Genomic DNA, 15,111 nt, shown 5'->3' with positions numbered 1-15,111 from the left:
TATGGCCTAACAATAACACAAAAAATTTTTTTATGTAAAGACTTGACATAGACTTGTTAACGGTCTATAATAATAAATGTAGCTGGATAGATAACTAGCTACAGGACAAAAAAAAGGACACCGCCCGACCCGACAAAAGTTGAGGCAATGTCCTTTAAATGTCCTTCATAGTCCGAAAAGAAAGAACCGGGAAGGCAAACATTATGTTACTAAAATCCCAAACAATTATCAAGCAAGAAGAGTTAGTGTCTATCTTAGAGGCTCAACTCAAGAAAGCAAAATCCCGACTGACTGAGCTAACAAAAGCTGATACCAAGATTAAGTCAGTTGTTGCAGAACTAGAATCATTACTAAACGAGTATCCAGATTACAAACTGCTGGTAAGCGATCGCCTCAAGCTCGGAGAGAGTGAAGCAGACCAAACAGGGCCAGTGCGAATTGAAATTGAATCAGTAGGCAAAACAGCCGAATATACTGAATCAGAAATAGAAGCTTATGACAGTTTATTCGGTGACGGGCCACCACAAACCGCACCCAAAACTGAGGAAATAATTACTGAGCATACCGCACAAATTTTAGAAAATACTCCTGAACCAATTGAATCGCCATACTCATCTGAAGCAGAAATAGCTCCATTAATTGAAGCACATGACCAACTCTCTCAAAGAAATCAGCCACGGCAGGAGCAAGAAATTTCCGCATGGGCTTCTGGACATGAGCAGGTACAATCTGTAGTATCGCCGATTCAATCCGACGACGAAGAACAAAAAATTGCTCTGGTTGAAAAAGTATTGTCAGAACTGGATACTTTTGAATTTTCAAAGACCCGAGGCATTCCCAAGATAGCTATGTACATAGAAATTAAAGGCAAATCTTTAGGGATGATTTTTACCGACAAAGGTAATCTGTTAAGCACTATCGAGCTTGAAGAAAACTTGATTAGGACTTACGCATTAGATTTACCTTTACTCCTAAAGGATGTGAACGAAGGTAAATCTATCACTCTTGATAATTATTGCTTATCTAAAAAATCAGAAGTAGGCAAAGTTCAGCAGCAAAACAAGCCTACAGCTAAGGCTACTGTCGAAACTTTAAAAGCTGCTGATGTTGAGCAAGTAGAAGATGAGTCAATGGTTCAAAAACCTGAACCCACGCTCTCGCAACTGAAGGAACAATTGTTGAGCAAAAAGAACAAATCAGAATTAGAGGAATTTAAAGCATCTATAGGTGCACCTATGGCTCTTAAGATTTGGGAAAGCTGCACCCATGCCGAGCGGAATCTCATAAAGTGCATCAACGTCGTCGCGGATTCCAAGCGAGCTGCCTTACCCTTTGACTTAGTTGGTTGGCACAACGCTCTAGGGAAGCTAGAAATAGCCCGGTATGTAGGTTTTTACTTATATGGCAAGCAAGTAGAAGATTCCAAGCGGGTTATCTACTTAGTAAAGCATGACACATTCAAGATAGTAGATAAGCGATCGCTTAAAGGAGTAGATGCAAAGTCTCAAAAACCTTGCCCTCCTGACCTTATGATTAAGTTAGAAGCTGCATTACAAGCACAACCAGAACCAGAGCAACCTACAGCAGAAGAAATAGCATCTAATAACTTTACTGGACTTGAACCTACCCCAAAGCAGAATGGTTCCGAAAATGGAAAACAGCAAGACTTCAGTCAATCAGAGCAAAGCGAAGTGGTACAAACAGAACTATATCTTAAAGTTGAGCAACCAGCACCATCTAAAAAGACTGAAGTTATTCCTACACCGTTGTTAGAGACAGTTGCAGGTGAGATCAAAAAAGTCAACCCTGAATTAACTTTTGGCTATGACTCCAATGGTAAATCAACCTTCCTGGATGTTTACCATGGGACATCCTATATAGGTATCTTTGAGGACGACGGTGTGGATTTATATTCTTCTAATACCGCAAAGATGTTGCATCACGGCTTCACAGAAGAAATGATTGATGCCTTAATTGAGATTGAATTATCCCCAAAGGTATAGCATCGTCTGAAGAAGTACTGTCCTCTCCTACTACTGGGGAGGATTCAGATGATAACTATCGGTACAATATCCAGTGGTCAAAAGACTTGCACCCCAATTACGGGTACATCAACGGGCATTATTTTGGATACCACCGGAATGATTACCACGGTAAATATATCCAATTAGTATATCGTCACCAGATTTATATGTCCTTCTCTTGTACTACTCCAGACCATATAAAGCCGTATTTTGATAAGATTTGGCAGGAGCTCTTGGAGACTGAATATATACGTCATCCCAAGGAAATCAGGATAGGCTCAAAGGTAGCAAATTATTTACCGGATGGCTATAAAGCATATCGAGTAGATGGTGATGATAATCAATGTAAAGTAGCTAGGAGTAAGGCAAAATATTGTTATATCAAACGCTGGAGAGATAACGAATATTACACCAGCTTTTCTACCAATTGGGCGCTACAGCCTTCTATCAAATCCAGCAGCTTAAGGGAAGCAGTAGGCGCTGCTTTAAGAATGATAGCAGAAATGTAAGCAAAAACGCCCCTATCCATTGCAGATAGGGAAGAACAAACAGAAAGAATTAAGGAAATTATATAACCATGACAACAACATTAAATGTATTTGGTACCAAGCCAGAAAATGCAATTTTAGTAGCAGACAACATCCCTAATTTACGTTGTAATTGCCAAGAAGGCCAATGGAAAATAGGCGATGAGGCACTAGGAAACAAACTCGAATGCAGCATCCTGAAATTTTCCAAGTATTATGGGGGGTTGGGGCAAACGAAGGACACACTTTGGGGGCAACTATTTTTTGTGACTGAAAACTCCGGAACTAGCCCGGATATTTATCGCGAGTGCCTTATAGTGACTTACCAAAAAACGCGTTCGCTTTCATCTTTTCTCAATCTAATTACTAAGCTTCAGTGTCAGGGGGTTGAGGCAGCAGAAGGAGTTTTCATTGCAAGCTTTGTCAAACATAGCGGACAAAAGCCAGATGAGAACGGAGTTGTGAAGCCAATCAATTACTACAGCATAAACTGGCAATGGAGAGAGAGGACTGAGAGCGACAACTCTATAGACCAATTAGTAGCAGCGCTCGAATATTCCGAGAAGTTTATTGACCTTGAAGGCACGGCAAAAATGAAGTGTCTTGATGGCTTGAGCATTCCTGAAGTTCAACAGATTATTAGTAAAAATCAACCATTATTAGAGCCTAATTTCTAATTCTAAAAGCCAAATTAGCATCCCACAATATAGGATGCTAAAACAATAAAAATATTTACTTCAAAGAGGACAATTATGGACAAAGTAGAGAGAAAAGAAATTAATTTAATGGGAGTTTTGCCGATAGAAGTATATAGGCTATCTGGTGAAGTTATCTCAACCTTAAATCAAAGATTATAAGGTGAGCTTCTAAAACAAAGATAATTGAAACCAAGTTTCAGAAGTTTCTTGTCTCACAGGCTGACTAATGTCTTACGCCTCCACAAGCAGGCAAGATGATACCCACCTCGCATAATGCTTTATTCAGTATGTTTCGTGCTGCATTTTCATCTCTATCCAAAACTGTTCCACATTTCGGACAAGAATGAGTTCTAACTGACAAAGCTTTAGGTACTTTATGACCACAATTACTACAATTTTGTGACGTATTGTGAGGATTAACTTTAATAACATGAACACCGCGTTTTACCGCTACTGCCTTCAATTTTTCAATAAAAGCTCCCCAGGCTACATCATAAATTGATTTTGATAGTTTAGTATTTCTAGCTAAACCTTTAATGTTGAGGTCTTCGACGGCAATTAAGTCATACTCTTTTACTAATTTATGAGCAGTTTTATAGTGGAAATCTTCTCTTTGCCTCGCAATATATTGATGTAACCTCGCAACTCTGTTCTGTGCCTTTTTCCAGTTATTAGAACCAATTTCTTTTCTATCTGCTTTTCGTTGTTTTCTTGCTAAATTAGATTGAGATTTTCTATAGAAATTAGGAACAGAAACAGTCTCACCAGTATTAGTAGTTAAAAACTCTTTCAAGCCTACATCAATACCTATAGTAGTTTTGATATTATCTGTAGGAATTAGACTAGGAACTGACTTATCTTCCAAACTAAAACTAACATAATAACCATCAGCTTTTTTAGTTATGTTTGCAGTTTTTACTATAAATCCATCTGGAATAGGTCTATGAACTATCACTGGAATAGCACCAAATCTACTAATGAGAATTTGTTTGCCATCAAATTTAACTGCTGCTTTAGGATGATTTACTCTACTAAAACATAATGACCTTAATCTACCACACTTCTTAAATCTTGGTCTACCAAACCTCTTGCCTGTCTTATCAGGAACTAACCAACGTTGCCAAGCTTTATCTAATCTTTTGAGATTGTTTTGTTGTACTTCAAAATATATCTCTTTATAGTCTGGGAATAGCTTTTTAGTTTGCTTTAATTCTGCTGACTGAAAATGATAATCTGGTCTAACAGAAATCTCACCAATTGGACTTGAAATTATTGAACAACGGTCTATCTGACATCTAGTTCTATTTAACCAATCTAATCGTTGACCTAAAGCATAATTCCAATGTCTTCTGAGAAGTTCTAACCAATCATCTATCTTGGCTGTTTGTTCTTTATTTGGCTTGATTTTGTAGCAGTGAGTGATTATCATCTTTTTCCCTTTCGACCATATATTTATTATAGCGGAAAATGAAAAAACGATGATACAAGTAATAAATGATTTTGTAGATTCACTAAAACTTAAAGACAAGAACTCAGAAGAGAAAACTTGAGATTAAAAGGAAAATAGTTTATAAGCTGCCTGTTTTCCTCTCACCGTTAAATCACAGATTATAACGGGAGTCCCCAACAACTATTTAAAGATGGTGAATTTAGAGTAACTATGGCCAGCGCAAGTGTAGCTTTAGGGTATCGGTATGACTGGCTTTCACAGGCCGTCAGAAGAGCAGGTAAAACTCTTAAAAGGTTAGAGGATAAAGGTTTCACAGGCCGTCAGTTCGTAGAAGTAAGTATTGGTAGGGCTACAAAAAGTGGTGCATCAACAGCCAAAACTATCTCTATCGACGACTTTGATAAACTATTAGAATGGGCAGAAGAAAACGGGACTAAAAAAGCTAAAATTATAGCAAGGACTTATACAAGAGCTACCAGGAAACGTTCGACAATAGATGATATTAGAGAAGCTTTCGGAGAGGAAAGATTATCATTAGACGAAAGGCGAAAATTATTCTATCAAGAACTAGCCTGGGCATTTTCTGAATCTGATTGGAGAGAAGGCGATCGCGCTGTAGATTTTAAATTAGTAGCAGAACTAAAATCAGAAGGATGGGAGCCACCTATATTATTCACTCTCCTGGATAGATGAAGTAGTGATAGATGATGAAATAGATATTTAACCTTTCTGAGTATAATAACAAAAATCCCTCTAGAGAAATAAGAGATATTTTTCTTCAAGTAATTATACTGTCTCAGCCGTAAAAACAATGGTAATACAAAATCCATACACGATTGGCGATCCATTAGAAAGTAACTTGGTTGGTCGAGAAGATATTTTGAAATATCTTAAGGAGCTGTGGGCGATCGCTCCTCAGCCAAAATCAGTTATACTTTACGGCCCTCATCGCATGGGGAAAACATCAATCCTACGGAATATTGCCAACTGTTCCAGTTCAGATATTCAAGTTGTTTATGTCAACCTCCAAAGTTTAGCAGCTATTTCTGAAGGAATGGGTGAAATATTTTTAGCAATTAGTGATGAAATTTCAGATGCTATTAACCTTCCACAACCGGACATAGACAAACTCCTGAGACTTCCCCAACGAACCTTTCAACTCTACTTACAACAGGCAATTCAAAAATTAGAGAACAAATGTTTAATTATTGCCCTGGATGAATTTGAAGAAATTGAAAACTTAATTAACGCCAAACAACTTCCAGCTAACTTTATGACAGTATTACGGGGTTTCGTGCAGATGAGTCCGAAAATTGCTTTTGCCTTTGCCGGGTTGCACACTCTTGAAGAAATGACAGAAGATTACTTTCAGTCATTTCTTACCAGCGTCATTCCCATCCGCGTTGGCTTTTTGAGTAGAGCAACAACCCATCAACTCCTTGCTAACCCAAACCCAGACTTCCTGCTAACCTACGAACCAGAAGCAATGGATCGTATTTACGACCTAACATTCGGACAACCTTATTTAGTACAACTACTCGGATTTTTACTTGTCCGTCGCTACAATGAGCAAACGTTTGAGCAGGGAAAAACACGAGAGCCTATTTTTACTGTTGCAGATGTGGAAGCCATTATTCGTCAAAATGAACTATTCCAGAATGGGCGTTATTATTTCACAGGAGTTTGGGGTCAAGCGGCTCAAGATACACCGGGACAGCAAGATATTCTGAGAGGTTTAGCTGACTATCCAGAAGGTTGTAGTCGTGCCACTATCCAGGAAGTTACAGGTTTAGAAGAAAGTATATTAAATGATGCTCTTGAAACTCTTGCTCGCCACGATGTCATTATCGAAACTGGCGGAAACTTGCGATTTGCAGTGGAACTTTTTAGGCGTTGGACATTGTTAACTAATTGAACTTGATCTACTTGAAAACCATTCCATATAGAGCTTTTCTATTTCATTCTCCCTATTAAAATTAACTTCTTTGTCTGCTCCTGTAATTGCAAATATTTCATCTAAATTTTTGGCATTTTCTTCATACCACACATCGAATAAATTTTCTTCTAAGTAGGCTCTCTCTAAATATTCAAAACTCTTAGGATTTCCTAAAAGAGTATTTACATTTATTTTTGCTAATTTCCAGCCAACTTGTCTACGAATTTTATTAATTACAGTTTCATCACGATCATCAAGATTCATTACTACTTTGCTCTGTACGACAGGTATATTTTTAAAACGAACAAGCGTCGAACTAAACTTAAGCCTTTGGATCAATCCCTTACTAATCTGGTTCTTGACTAAAACATACCAAAAATCTCTATTCCCATGTATACTTCTTTTAAGTTCACAACTTTTATAAATCCAAGCAATATTGTTAAAGCTAACTTTTGAATTGATAAGTTCAACTTCAAAAAGCTTATTAAAATAGTCAAAATTTTCACTGAAATACTTCATAATTTATAATTTAATAATTTAATAACTTAATAATTCTATGTCTACAAACTGAACTCTATTCTAACATCTTATCCTTGCGCAAGTAGTAAAATTTATGAACAATATCACAATCAATGTCCTTGACGACATCAATCTTTAATATTCATAATCTCAAAAATAGTCGTAAAGTAGTTATAATCTGATGAGATTTGTCTTTGTTCCTCCAGCAGCACTATCCACTTTAGGAGGTATTGCTGTCACCGCCCACTATCCACTAGAAAAAACTAGAAATAATAATAAAAGCTAACCCAATAATTTCTGCAATCAATATGACCAAAGCAATATTTAAAATACGCATCAAAGACCCATAACTCAGATATCTTCTAGTTGGATAATCAGTTTTTCTAGTTAACCATTTTTCCATTTTCAGGTTTTTAACTCCTACTATCCTACTATCTATATTGAAGTCGTGAGTTACTGAAAAACTCAGTATAGATATATCAAAACTGTCGCCCGGATTCAATAGTAAAGGCTCTAATTCGACAATATTTTTTGTGGTTTTGATTATCGGTCGGAGAAGTTCAGTTGCGTTAAATATTTCAGTGTTTACAATTTCTGTAGCCGATTGTGTTTCCCGAAATATAAACGTTATTGGACGTATAAAGTCACCTGGGATTACAGGTATGTTGCCCGAGTTACAAATTCTTAAAACTGTGAGGTGTATATATTGAATCTTGTGTTCTCTTCCGTCTAAAAAAGCGACACTTAAATCAGAAACTTTTTTAATTAACGGAGTATTAACAATTTCAATACATTTAATCTCTTTATGCTGTAAAGACTCAATCACAATCTTGATTGCATAAATAACTATAACTATCGCCGTAAGGATTCCGATCAAACTGATATACATATTACTTAATCGTCAAAAAGTGACTACTTAATTTTATATTAGTATTATTATAGCGATCGCTATACTACTCAGCAAGATATAAATATTTTTGTTTGATTGTGATTTTTGAATTTCTGAAAATAATCGAAAGGAAAATACATTATTATTTTTATACATTAATTTTGCTCCATCCTTACCTGACATAATTGTTTTTTCTTCAGCCAACCAGATCTTAACTGTTTATAAAACCGGGGTGAATTTTTATTACCTAAAACCGGATTTTTCAAGTCTTTCCTATAATTAAACGGATGATGGGCTATCTCATGGCAATCATCACAAAGCGGAAACAAATAACTACCAATACCCCGAAAATCTGCAATAACTTTTCCATCTCGGTAGGTATACAAGGCGTGATGCGTTTGTGTAGCTTCACTTCTACATAAACAACATCGAAAATTTGTTGATTCACGACATTTCCAAGATATTTCTGCCCAATTTTCAGGATACCTGATACTCCAATCTACATCTTGAATATTGTTCTTATTTTTTTTCATAATTTTATCTCAAAAAATTTAACTAAATCCCTGCTATTCTCCTCAAATGTTCCCTAGCTTTCCTCCACTTTCTAGCACTTTTTTTACCCTCTTTAGTCAAGACATTCCAATCTGCATAAACTGTAGCTATTAACTGTTCAATCCCAATATTAGGATTATTTTCTCTTAACTCTTGAACATGATCTAACCTCCTGGCATCATCAGCTAATTTCTCTGTAGATTCAATACTTGGAACTGAAACTGAAAAACTTGGAGTTCCTTGTCCTATAGGAGATTCCGCTGGAATCTGGTCTTCTATTTCTTCTCCCTTAAGTTCCAAGTTACTAAAACAATTCGGAGGTGGCAATTTAGCTATAAATGCTGGTTGACCTCGCATTTTTATCAACCCAATATATTTGTTTGATGAGTCTTGTTCTGCTAAGGCTTCCCACGCTTCTAATTGTTTTCTCAGCCTTTTTTTTGTGGTTAGGTGAGTAGAAACTTCATCTATTCCTTTTTTAATATTCTCTGCTCCCAACCAAGCTGCTATACCAAAATTATCTAAATCAGTCTCTAGCATTCCATATCTCGAACACATTGGAGACTGTCCTAGCATAATCATAATATTTCTGGTGGAACGCCCTACTTTTAATGTCTGTAGTATAGGATCTACCGCATTGGGTCCTTTATTTTTAGCGTTCTTCGGATTTTCGGCTATTAGTCTCTCTGCTTCATCTATTACCCATAGAATAGTATGCCTATCTGGCTTCTCTTTACTTAGATATTCTGCTTCCCTAGCCTCTTCAAGCCTGGTTTCGACAGATTCCTGCATATCTAGTAAACCATCTAGCGCACAAGGCTCCTCAATTCCATCTGGATTTGTCCAAGGCTTAAATCCTTTATACTGAGGGATGACTTTTTCGCCTTTGACTCGCCATTCTGTATCAGGATATTTAGGATCTATAACTCTTAAATCTATCACTCCTATTTTTCTGAATGCAAAATCCAAAAGATTACACAAAAATGATGATTTTCCAGTGCCAGTCGGACCACAAACAAATAGATGGTAGCCACCATGTTCTTTACTGGAAATTTCTCCTAATGAATTCAATATCCAGTCTTTCGGTGCTGGTTCAATTTCTATTCCCTTGATTTTTTGTGGTTTAGTTACACTAGGGTCAAACAAACTACAATCTATCTGAAATTTCCCATCTTCCCAGGTTAATTGTGATGTGAAATATCCTTCTACTTTTCCTGGGATATTTTCTATAGCACGCTGAACTTTATATTTAGGAATGCCGTAACGAAGATGAAACCAATGGGAATCAAATTGACTCTTAGGATGTGCCCAAGAGTCTACCCAATCCGCTGTCACTTCATGTTCAAATAACACTTCCTGGACTTGGAGTGCAGCGTGATGTATCCGTTTAGCACTTTTTGGTGGTATCTTACAGGCGTTACTTTGTTGAAGTTGTAGTTGGAGCCCGGCGATCGCCTCATCTTTTAGGCTTAGTTCGTATTGATGTTGTTCGTTTAGTTGCTGAATTTCTTGCTGAAATTGTTCTGTTTGAGTGTCTAACTGTGTTTGTAAGAATTTCTGTGCTTCTTCTATCCTGGAGTTTAGTGATTGATTTTCTTCCGATATTGCTTGATATAGTTCGTCTTGCAACTGCTCTTCTTTTGTGGAAAGAGCAGCTATTTTTTCTTGATATTCTGTTTCTAGGGTAGTGGTTAAATTGGCTTTTTCTTGGTCTAGTTGCTCTAATTTTGAGGTGAGTTCTGATAGTTTTTTTTGATATTCTGTTTCTAGGGCAGCAATTTTATTTGATTTTTCTTGTAATTGTTGTTCTTTGGTAATAATTTCTGATTCTAATTTGATGGGGCGTCTTTCACAGGAAATCATAAAATTTATGCCTGCTATTCCTCCTGCCACTAGAAGTGCAGGAGATATAAACATAGTGGAAGTTGTGCTAACTGCAACCCCGCTAATTAAACCTACCCCTGCTACTCCCAAGTACAGATATTTTTCAACAATTACTGGCAAGGAGATACCAAATACTTTGACTGGCGCATAGTGAGCATTTTGTTTGGGGTTGGGTCGGGGTTCCTTAACTAAGTTTGGATGCTTTAAATCCGAACTTAACTGAAATGCAGTCTCTTCTCCCGGTTCTAAATCCAAACCATCGTTATTTATAACGTGGTCACTATCCCACAAGTCATTTTTTTTAAAGTAGTTGCTCTCCATGACTAAACTTAGTTTGCTTGAATTGATTGCTTTGGTAAACTACCCGGTAAATGTGTTCCTTCTTCAGCCGACATTGCTTGTTTCAATGTGAATTCCATAAGTGGAGGTAATACCTTGCCTGCAAAACTTCCTACAACTGAAGCCAGCAGAAGGACTACAGCAATTACAGCTAGGAACGATGTTTTATCTTTTATGCCCTCCCAGTAAGCATTTTCTAGGTCTGATTCACTATAAATTAATTCGTTATCTTTATTATTTTCCATTACTTAAAACTCCAAAACCCATAACAAATCATCAATAAACTGATAATTAATACAGCCCATGGATACCATTCTGGAGAATGAAAATAAGCTGCTCTTTTCCAGTAAAATGATGCCCATACTCCCCAGTAAATAATTCCTAATAGTAGCACGCCTCCGATAATCCAATGAATAATAGGTGCTGCTAAAAACCAGAGAACCTTAGTTAAATTTCCTGACAAAATTGAGGCGATCGCTACTACTATTGTTTGAGCTAATCTAAATGATATTGTTTGGTCATGCACTTCTAAACCTCCTTCTATTATTGCCAAACTACTCCAATATCTTTAGCTTTAAGACCTTTGTCTTTGCATCTTTCCCAAGTCCCAGTTGGATAGAATTTATCTTGCCTACCTTTTTCTTCTAATGTGATATCCGGCAACCATTCATCCATTACTTTTACAGGAATTTGGTACTTGTTGCACAACTCTCCAAAATTTATTAGACCGAATTTCCCAGTTTTTTTACTATTTCAAAAAAATCCTTTTTAATCGCCTCTTTTAACTGCTCATATAAACGTTTATATTCTTTTACATAAGCTTTGCCTCTTAGTCCATACAATCTGTGTTGCATCTTATCAATTAACCTCTTAAGCTTCCTATTGCATTACTACCTGCGATCACAGATGGGCTATTTTTTAGCCTGCCTTGCAAGCTATATAAAGCGCGTTTCTCTGAATTTTGCGCCAATATATTATATAAATCCATCTGTTTTCCTTCTATCTGCGCTTGTTTTTGTTGAGCGAATAAACGGGTTTCTATTCGGGCTGCTCCTAGTTCAAGTTGTGTTTTTTGTAGGTTGGTATTAGCTACTTGTAATCCCGTTTGAGCTATTTGTAACCCTACTTGTTCTTTTTGGGCTTCTACATGAGTTCTTTGAGTAGCGATCGCTTCTTTATTATAAAGATTTTGTGCTTGATTTATTTTCAATCGCGTAGCACGAGTCTTGATTTGTTCCGCTTGTAGCAAATGTCCTGATTGAGCCCATTTCTCTCTTAATGTGCCGAGGTTGTTTCGACGAATTTCTCCTTCTAATTTTTCAGCAGATACAGTATAGTCTCCTGGTTGTAGATATGCCATATGCTTCTTTTGTGATGTATTGTTTAATTGTTTTTTAATTTTGTCTATGTCTTAAGGCTACAGGTTCCATTTTTCAATTATGGATCGAAATAGGTATTCGAGTAACCCGTAGGCTTTCTTCCTAGTTGTTGAAGTATTCTTTGATGTCTTCAGTGTCTGCATAATATTTGATGTCCTCTAAATTTGCATAATTTTTTAATTCAGTTTGAGCATAATTTTCGTCTAGGTTTGGGTCTACTAATTCGTGTTTTTCCCAAACCTTGAAAACTGTGGGTAAATGATGCCAGAACCACTGTGATAAGGTTTCCCAGAAACCGGGCACTTTAGTTTTGTGTTCGTAGTTTCCTGCTCCATCAGGAGGTACTATTATTTTATTCATTTAATCTACCAAGCTACTGACTTTATTTTCCAGTTTTTTTATTGCCTTCAAAGTATCTTCTTTGTTGCCCCCTGTTATTGGCGTAATATTAGTACAGTTGCAAGCTGCATTGTAAGCTACATCAACTAAGCTTTTTACTTCATCAATATAAGTGCTGTTATCCCCCGCTACTTTTTCAATCGTTGCCAAAGCTGGTGCTAACACATGCTGGTCTGCAATATCTACTGTTACTTTCACTTTTTTCTCCTAAATAAATTTAATCAAGTACAACACAATTCCGACAATTCGTGCGTAGGCATGAATGATTCTTTGAAACGTATTTGGGTATCTATTTTTAGGGTTTTTATTTTGTTGTGACACTCTAATATCTCTCCTAGAACCAGCTAACCATCCGTGTATGAATTTGTGTGCTGAGTGTGAAACAACTATACAGTCTATATTCCACTTTTCATACCCTAGATTTTTGTAGGTAGTATGGTGACTACTTTTTGCTTTCAACCAAGGAAATATCTGACATTTATACCCAGTTTTTTTTCTAAATTTCCTTGATTTATTTTTCCATTCGTAGCTATTTATATAGTAATAGTAATTGATTTTTACTCTGTTTTTTGTATTTAGCACCAACCTAATATTTCCATAATTAAACTAAAATTTTTAGTACATTCTTTAGCAAAAATATCACCTAAACAACCTTGAAGTTGTTGAGAAATAATTTGAAAAATTTTACTGAGTAGTTTCATTGGATTCTCCTAATTTTTTGTAAATTTCATGGTGATGGAACTGGAACTGTGGGAGCGGAATCTCCTGATATAGTTAGCATTCCGCTGGAACTACACTTTGAGGAAAGTTCCGGTTAAGTTCCAGTGTTTTTTGATAGACTTGGTCGTTTATTTGTCATTTCAGACTTCTGTCACTTCCCAGTTTACTAATATTGAGCTTGGAGATTTTTTATTAGTATTCTGGGTTGTTATTTGGTGATTTTTAAAACATTCCTGGAAATCCTGTTGTTAGACAAATTGAATCTTCTGATTGATAATTTTCCTCCTTTACTAATTGGTTTAATTCTGGTGCATTCGACTGCTCTTTTTGTTGTGAAATAGGCTGCTTTTTCTGACTTTCATACTCAGTAATTTTGACTCTATTTTTACGCAGCCATACCTGGATTTTTGCTAGTTCTAACTGAAGATCGAAAACCCTCTGTTCGAGTCTGGTAGCCTTCTGACCTCGAATCTTTTTAGTGACTCTAAAGGGTCGGCTTCTTCTGCCTCTAATATTTCCGATACATCGGTTACAGTGTCACTATATTCTGATAGTTTTTCTAGCTGTTCTGACAGGTCAAATGTTTGGGTGACTTCGTGTTGTGCGAGTTCGTCTAGCACTCCCAATTGTTCACCAATGATGATGTCTTGGGTTTTAGTTCGACCTCGTTTTACTCCTGTTTGAATACGGGCTTTTTTACTGAGATTAGCACTTTCTACTAATTTTTGAGCGTTTCCTGCTACTGCGTTTTCTAGAGTTTCTGAAGCTGTGGTTATGCTTCCTTGTACTTCTGTTGTTGGCTTTTTATGCACATTTTTACTGCTGTTATTGGTCGTGTTACTCTGGTTGTTTTTCGCTTGATTGTGAGCTTGCTGTATCAATTCTTCGGCGGTTGGCCCGGTATGCGAATGATGTCCGTTGTTGATTGTTTTGGTAGTCATTTTTTACTTTTTGAAACTCCTGTTCTATGTCGATTTGATGGTGTTGGAGAACTGCTTTTAGTTGTTCTTCTCCTAGTTTTATTAGTTCCGAATAGGTTTGACGGCTATATTTTGGGTCGCCTCTTCCTATTGCTAGGAATAGTTTTAATCCGATTAGTTTTCGTACTGTTTCCCATGTCCAGGGATAGGTTTCTTCACCTATTGCTTTGAGGTCGTCTGAGATGGTTTTCTTGGCTTTGATGCCTAATATTTTTCTCAGTTCTATTTTCTGGAATCGCTGTGAGCCATTCACTTGATAACCGTTGATGTAGACTATTGTTGCACCTTTTTCGGTTGTTACTGGCACCTCCTTTGCCTTTCTCCTCCTTGGTAGTGGGTTAAGATGTTTTCTTGTGTGTATGTTTATATTAAAAAGCACATCCAGGTGGATGTGCAAGGAACCTAAGCAACTATTTTGGAACATAGGCAATTGATACGCAATCAGACTTCAAAAAGGGGTCTCTCGTTTATAATCAGGCGATTTTACGGGAGAGAACTTCACATTCGTAGAGATGAGTTTTCCCATTTTGCGGTCGGGAAAAGGATGTCAAGCTACTTGGGGATTAGAAATTTTCTCAGGCTTATAAAACTTAGGGACATCTAGTGTCGGCTCTCCAAGTAGTTCCATAAATCCCCATTGTTCTCTACCAGGTATAAATTTAGCTTTAATTTCTACAAAGTAGCGATCGCCTTGTTGATCTTTCTCCAACTTAGGATTAAATCTAAAAGGTTTAACTGGAGCATCCCTCCACAGCACAGGAACGTGATTTGCCCTAGTCAATTTTTTATTTAATTTCTCGTTATCAAATTTTTTC

19 protein-coding genes and 1 pseudogene are annotated in these 15,111 nt (G+C 36.8%); 5 read left to right on the top strand and 15 right to left on the bottom strand.

Going from position 1 to position 15,111, the window contains the following annotated elements; genetic code table 11:
- Window positions 1-203: 203 nt before the first annotated feature.
- The 3 genes from F6K15_RS34935 (at window position 204) to F6K15_RS34925 (ending at window position 3,228) form a co-directional block, all read left to right on the top strand.
- Complete coding sequence (locus F6K15_RS34935; protein WP_293070270.1) at window positions 204-2,003, top strand: hypothetical protein; 1,800 nt, start codon at window positions 204-206, stop codon at window positions 2,001-2,003.
- A gap of 254 nt (window positions 2,004-2,257) precedes the next feature.
- Window positions 2,258-2,533, top strand: a complete 276-nt coding sequence (locus tag F6K15_RS34930) for a hypothetical protein (protein ID WP_293070268.1) — start codon at window positions 2,258-2,260, stop codon at window positions 2,531-2,533.
- A gap of 68 nt (window positions 2,534-2,601) precedes the next feature.
- A complete protein-coding gene (locus F6K15_RS34925; RefSeq protein WP_293070266.1) occupies window positions 2,602-3,228 on the top strand; it encodes a hypothetical protein in 627 nt (208 codons plus the stop codon).
- 244 nt (window positions 3,229-3,472) lie between these two features.
- Here F6K15_RS34925 and F6K15_RS34920 read toward each other — a convergent pair whose 3' ends face one another.
- The gene (locus tag F6K15_RS34920; RefSeq protein ID WP_293070265.1) at window positions 3,473-4,678 is read right to left on the bottom strand and encodes a transposase; all 1,206 of its coding nucleotides are present in this window, start codon (window positions 4,676-4,678) and stop codon (window positions 3,473-3,475) included.
- Window positions 4,679-4,909: 231 nt separating this feature from the next.
- Between F6K15_RS34920 and F6K15_RS34915 the strand changes: the two genes are divergently transcribed.
- Both F6K15_RS34915 and F6K15_RS34910 read left to right on the top strand, forming a co-directional pair.
- Entirely contained in the window at window positions 4,910-5,392 is a 483-nt protein-coding gene (locus tag F6K15_RS34915; protein WP_293070263.1) for a hypothetical protein, read from the top strand.
- 118 nt (window positions 5,393-5,510) lie between these two features.
- On the top strand, window positions 5,511-6,614 hold the full coding sequence (locus F6K15_RS34910) for an ATP-binding protein (RefSeq protein WP_293070261.1): 1,104 nt from the start codon (window positions 5,511-5,513) through the stop codon (window positions 6,612-6,614).
- Here F6K15_RS34910 and F6K15_RS34905 read toward each other — a convergent pair.
- The 14 genes and pseudogenes from F6K15_RS34905 to F6K15_RS34840 all read right to left on the bottom strand — a co-directional run.
- A complete protein-coding gene (locus F6K15_RS34905) occupies window positions 6,603-7,154 on the bottom strand; it encodes a hypothetical protein (protein ID WP_293070259.1) in 552 nt (183 codons plus the stop codon). The genes F6K15_RS34910 and F6K15_RS34905 overlap by 12 nt on opposite strands.
- 253 nt (window positions 7,155-7,407) lie before the next feature.
- Window positions 7,408-7,980, bottom strand: a complete 573-nt coding sequence (locus tag F6K15_RS34900; RefSeq protein ID WP_293070258.1) for a hypothetical protein — start codon at window positions 7,978-7,980, stop codon at window positions 7,408-7,410.
- A 218-nt stretch (window positions 7,981-8,198) separates the two neighbouring features.
- Window positions 8,199-8,576: a hypothetical protein gene (locus F6K15_RS34895; RefSeq protein WP_293070257.1), complete on the bottom strand. Its 378-nt coding sequence runs from the start codon at window positions 8,574-8,576 to the stop codon at window positions 8,199-8,201.
- 22 nt (window positions 8,577-8,598) lie between these two features.
- Entirely contained in the window at window positions 8,599-10,800 is a 2,202-nt protein-coding gene (locus F6K15_RS34890) for a hypothetical protein (protein ID WP_293070255.1), read from the bottom strand.
- Window positions 10,801-10,808: 8 nt separating this feature from the next.
- Window positions 10,809-11,063 carry a hypothetical protein gene (locus F6K15_RS34885; RefSeq protein ID WP_293070253.1) on the bottom strand — a complete coding sequence of 85 codons (255 nt, stop codon included), beginning with the start codon at window positions 11,061-11,063 and terminating at the stop codon, window positions 10,809-10,811.
- Window positions 11,063-11,371 (bottom strand): hypothetical protein, encoded by a 309-nt coding sequence (locus F6K15_RS34880; protein WP_293070251.1) that lies wholly within the window; start codon window positions 11,369-11,371, stop codon window positions 11,063-11,065. Before F6K15_RS34880 ends, F6K15_RS34885 begins: the two co-directional genes overlap by 1 nt.
- Window positions 11,362-11,526 carry a hypothetical protein gene (locus F6K15_RS34875; RefSeq protein ID WP_293070249.1) on the bottom strand — a complete coding sequence of 55 codons (165 nt, stop codon included), beginning with the start codon at window positions 11,524-11,526 and terminating at the stop codon, window positions 11,362-11,364. The genes F6K15_RS34880 and F6K15_RS34875 overlap by 10 nt, the downstream gene beginning before the upstream one ends.
- Before the next feature lie 154 nt (window positions 11,527-11,680).
- Window positions 11,681-12,178: a hypothetical protein gene (locus tag F6K15_RS34870; RefSeq protein WP_293070247.1), complete on the bottom strand. Its 498-nt coding sequence runs from the start codon at window positions 12,176-12,178 to the stop codon at window positions 11,681-11,683.
- 121 nt (window positions 12,179-12,299) lie between these two features.
- Window positions 12,300-12,557 carry a hypothetical protein gene (locus F6K15_RS34865; protein ID WP_293070245.1) on the bottom strand — a complete coding sequence of 86 codons (258 nt, stop codon included), beginning with the start codon at window positions 12,555-12,557 and terminating at the stop codon, window positions 12,300-12,302.
- Window positions 12,558-12,794, bottom strand: a complete 237-nt coding sequence (locus tag F6K15_RS34860; protein WP_293070243.1) for a hypothetical protein — start codon at window positions 12,792-12,794, stop codon at window positions 12,558-12,560.
- A 377-nt stretch (window positions 12,795-13,171) separates the two neighbouring features.
- Window positions 13,172-13,297 carry a hypothetical protein gene (locus F6K15_RS34855; RefSeq protein ID WP_293070241.1) on the bottom strand — a complete coding sequence of 42 codons (126 nt, stop codon included), beginning with the start codon at window positions 13,295-13,297 and terminating at the stop codon, window positions 13,172-13,174.
- A 435-nt stretch (window positions 13,298-13,732) separates the two neighbouring features.
- Window positions 13,733-14,128, bottom strand: a complete 396-nt coding sequence (locus F6K15_RS34850) for a hypothetical protein (RefSeq protein WP_293070239.1) — start codon at window positions 14,126-14,128, stop codon at window positions 13,733-13,735.
- Window positions 14,129-14,153: 25 nt separating this feature from the next.
- Window positions 14,154-14,603, bottom strand: coding sequence for a hypothetical protein (locus F6K15_RS34845; protein ID WP_293070237.1), 450 nt, complete (start codon window positions 14,601-14,603; stop codon window positions 14,154-14,156).
- Window positions 14,604-14,843: 240 nt separating this feature from the next.
- Window positions 14,844-15,111: pseudogene (locus F6K15_RS34840) on the bottom strand (hypothetical protein); the annotation flags it as partial.

Origin of the sequence: Okeania sp. SIO2B3, from assembly GCF_010672525.1 — a bacterium.
Lineage (GTDB): Bacteria > Cyanobacteriota > Cyanobacteriia > Cyanobacteriales > Microcoleaceae > Okeania.
This window is presented reverse-complemented; position numbering and strand designations above follow the sequence as displayed.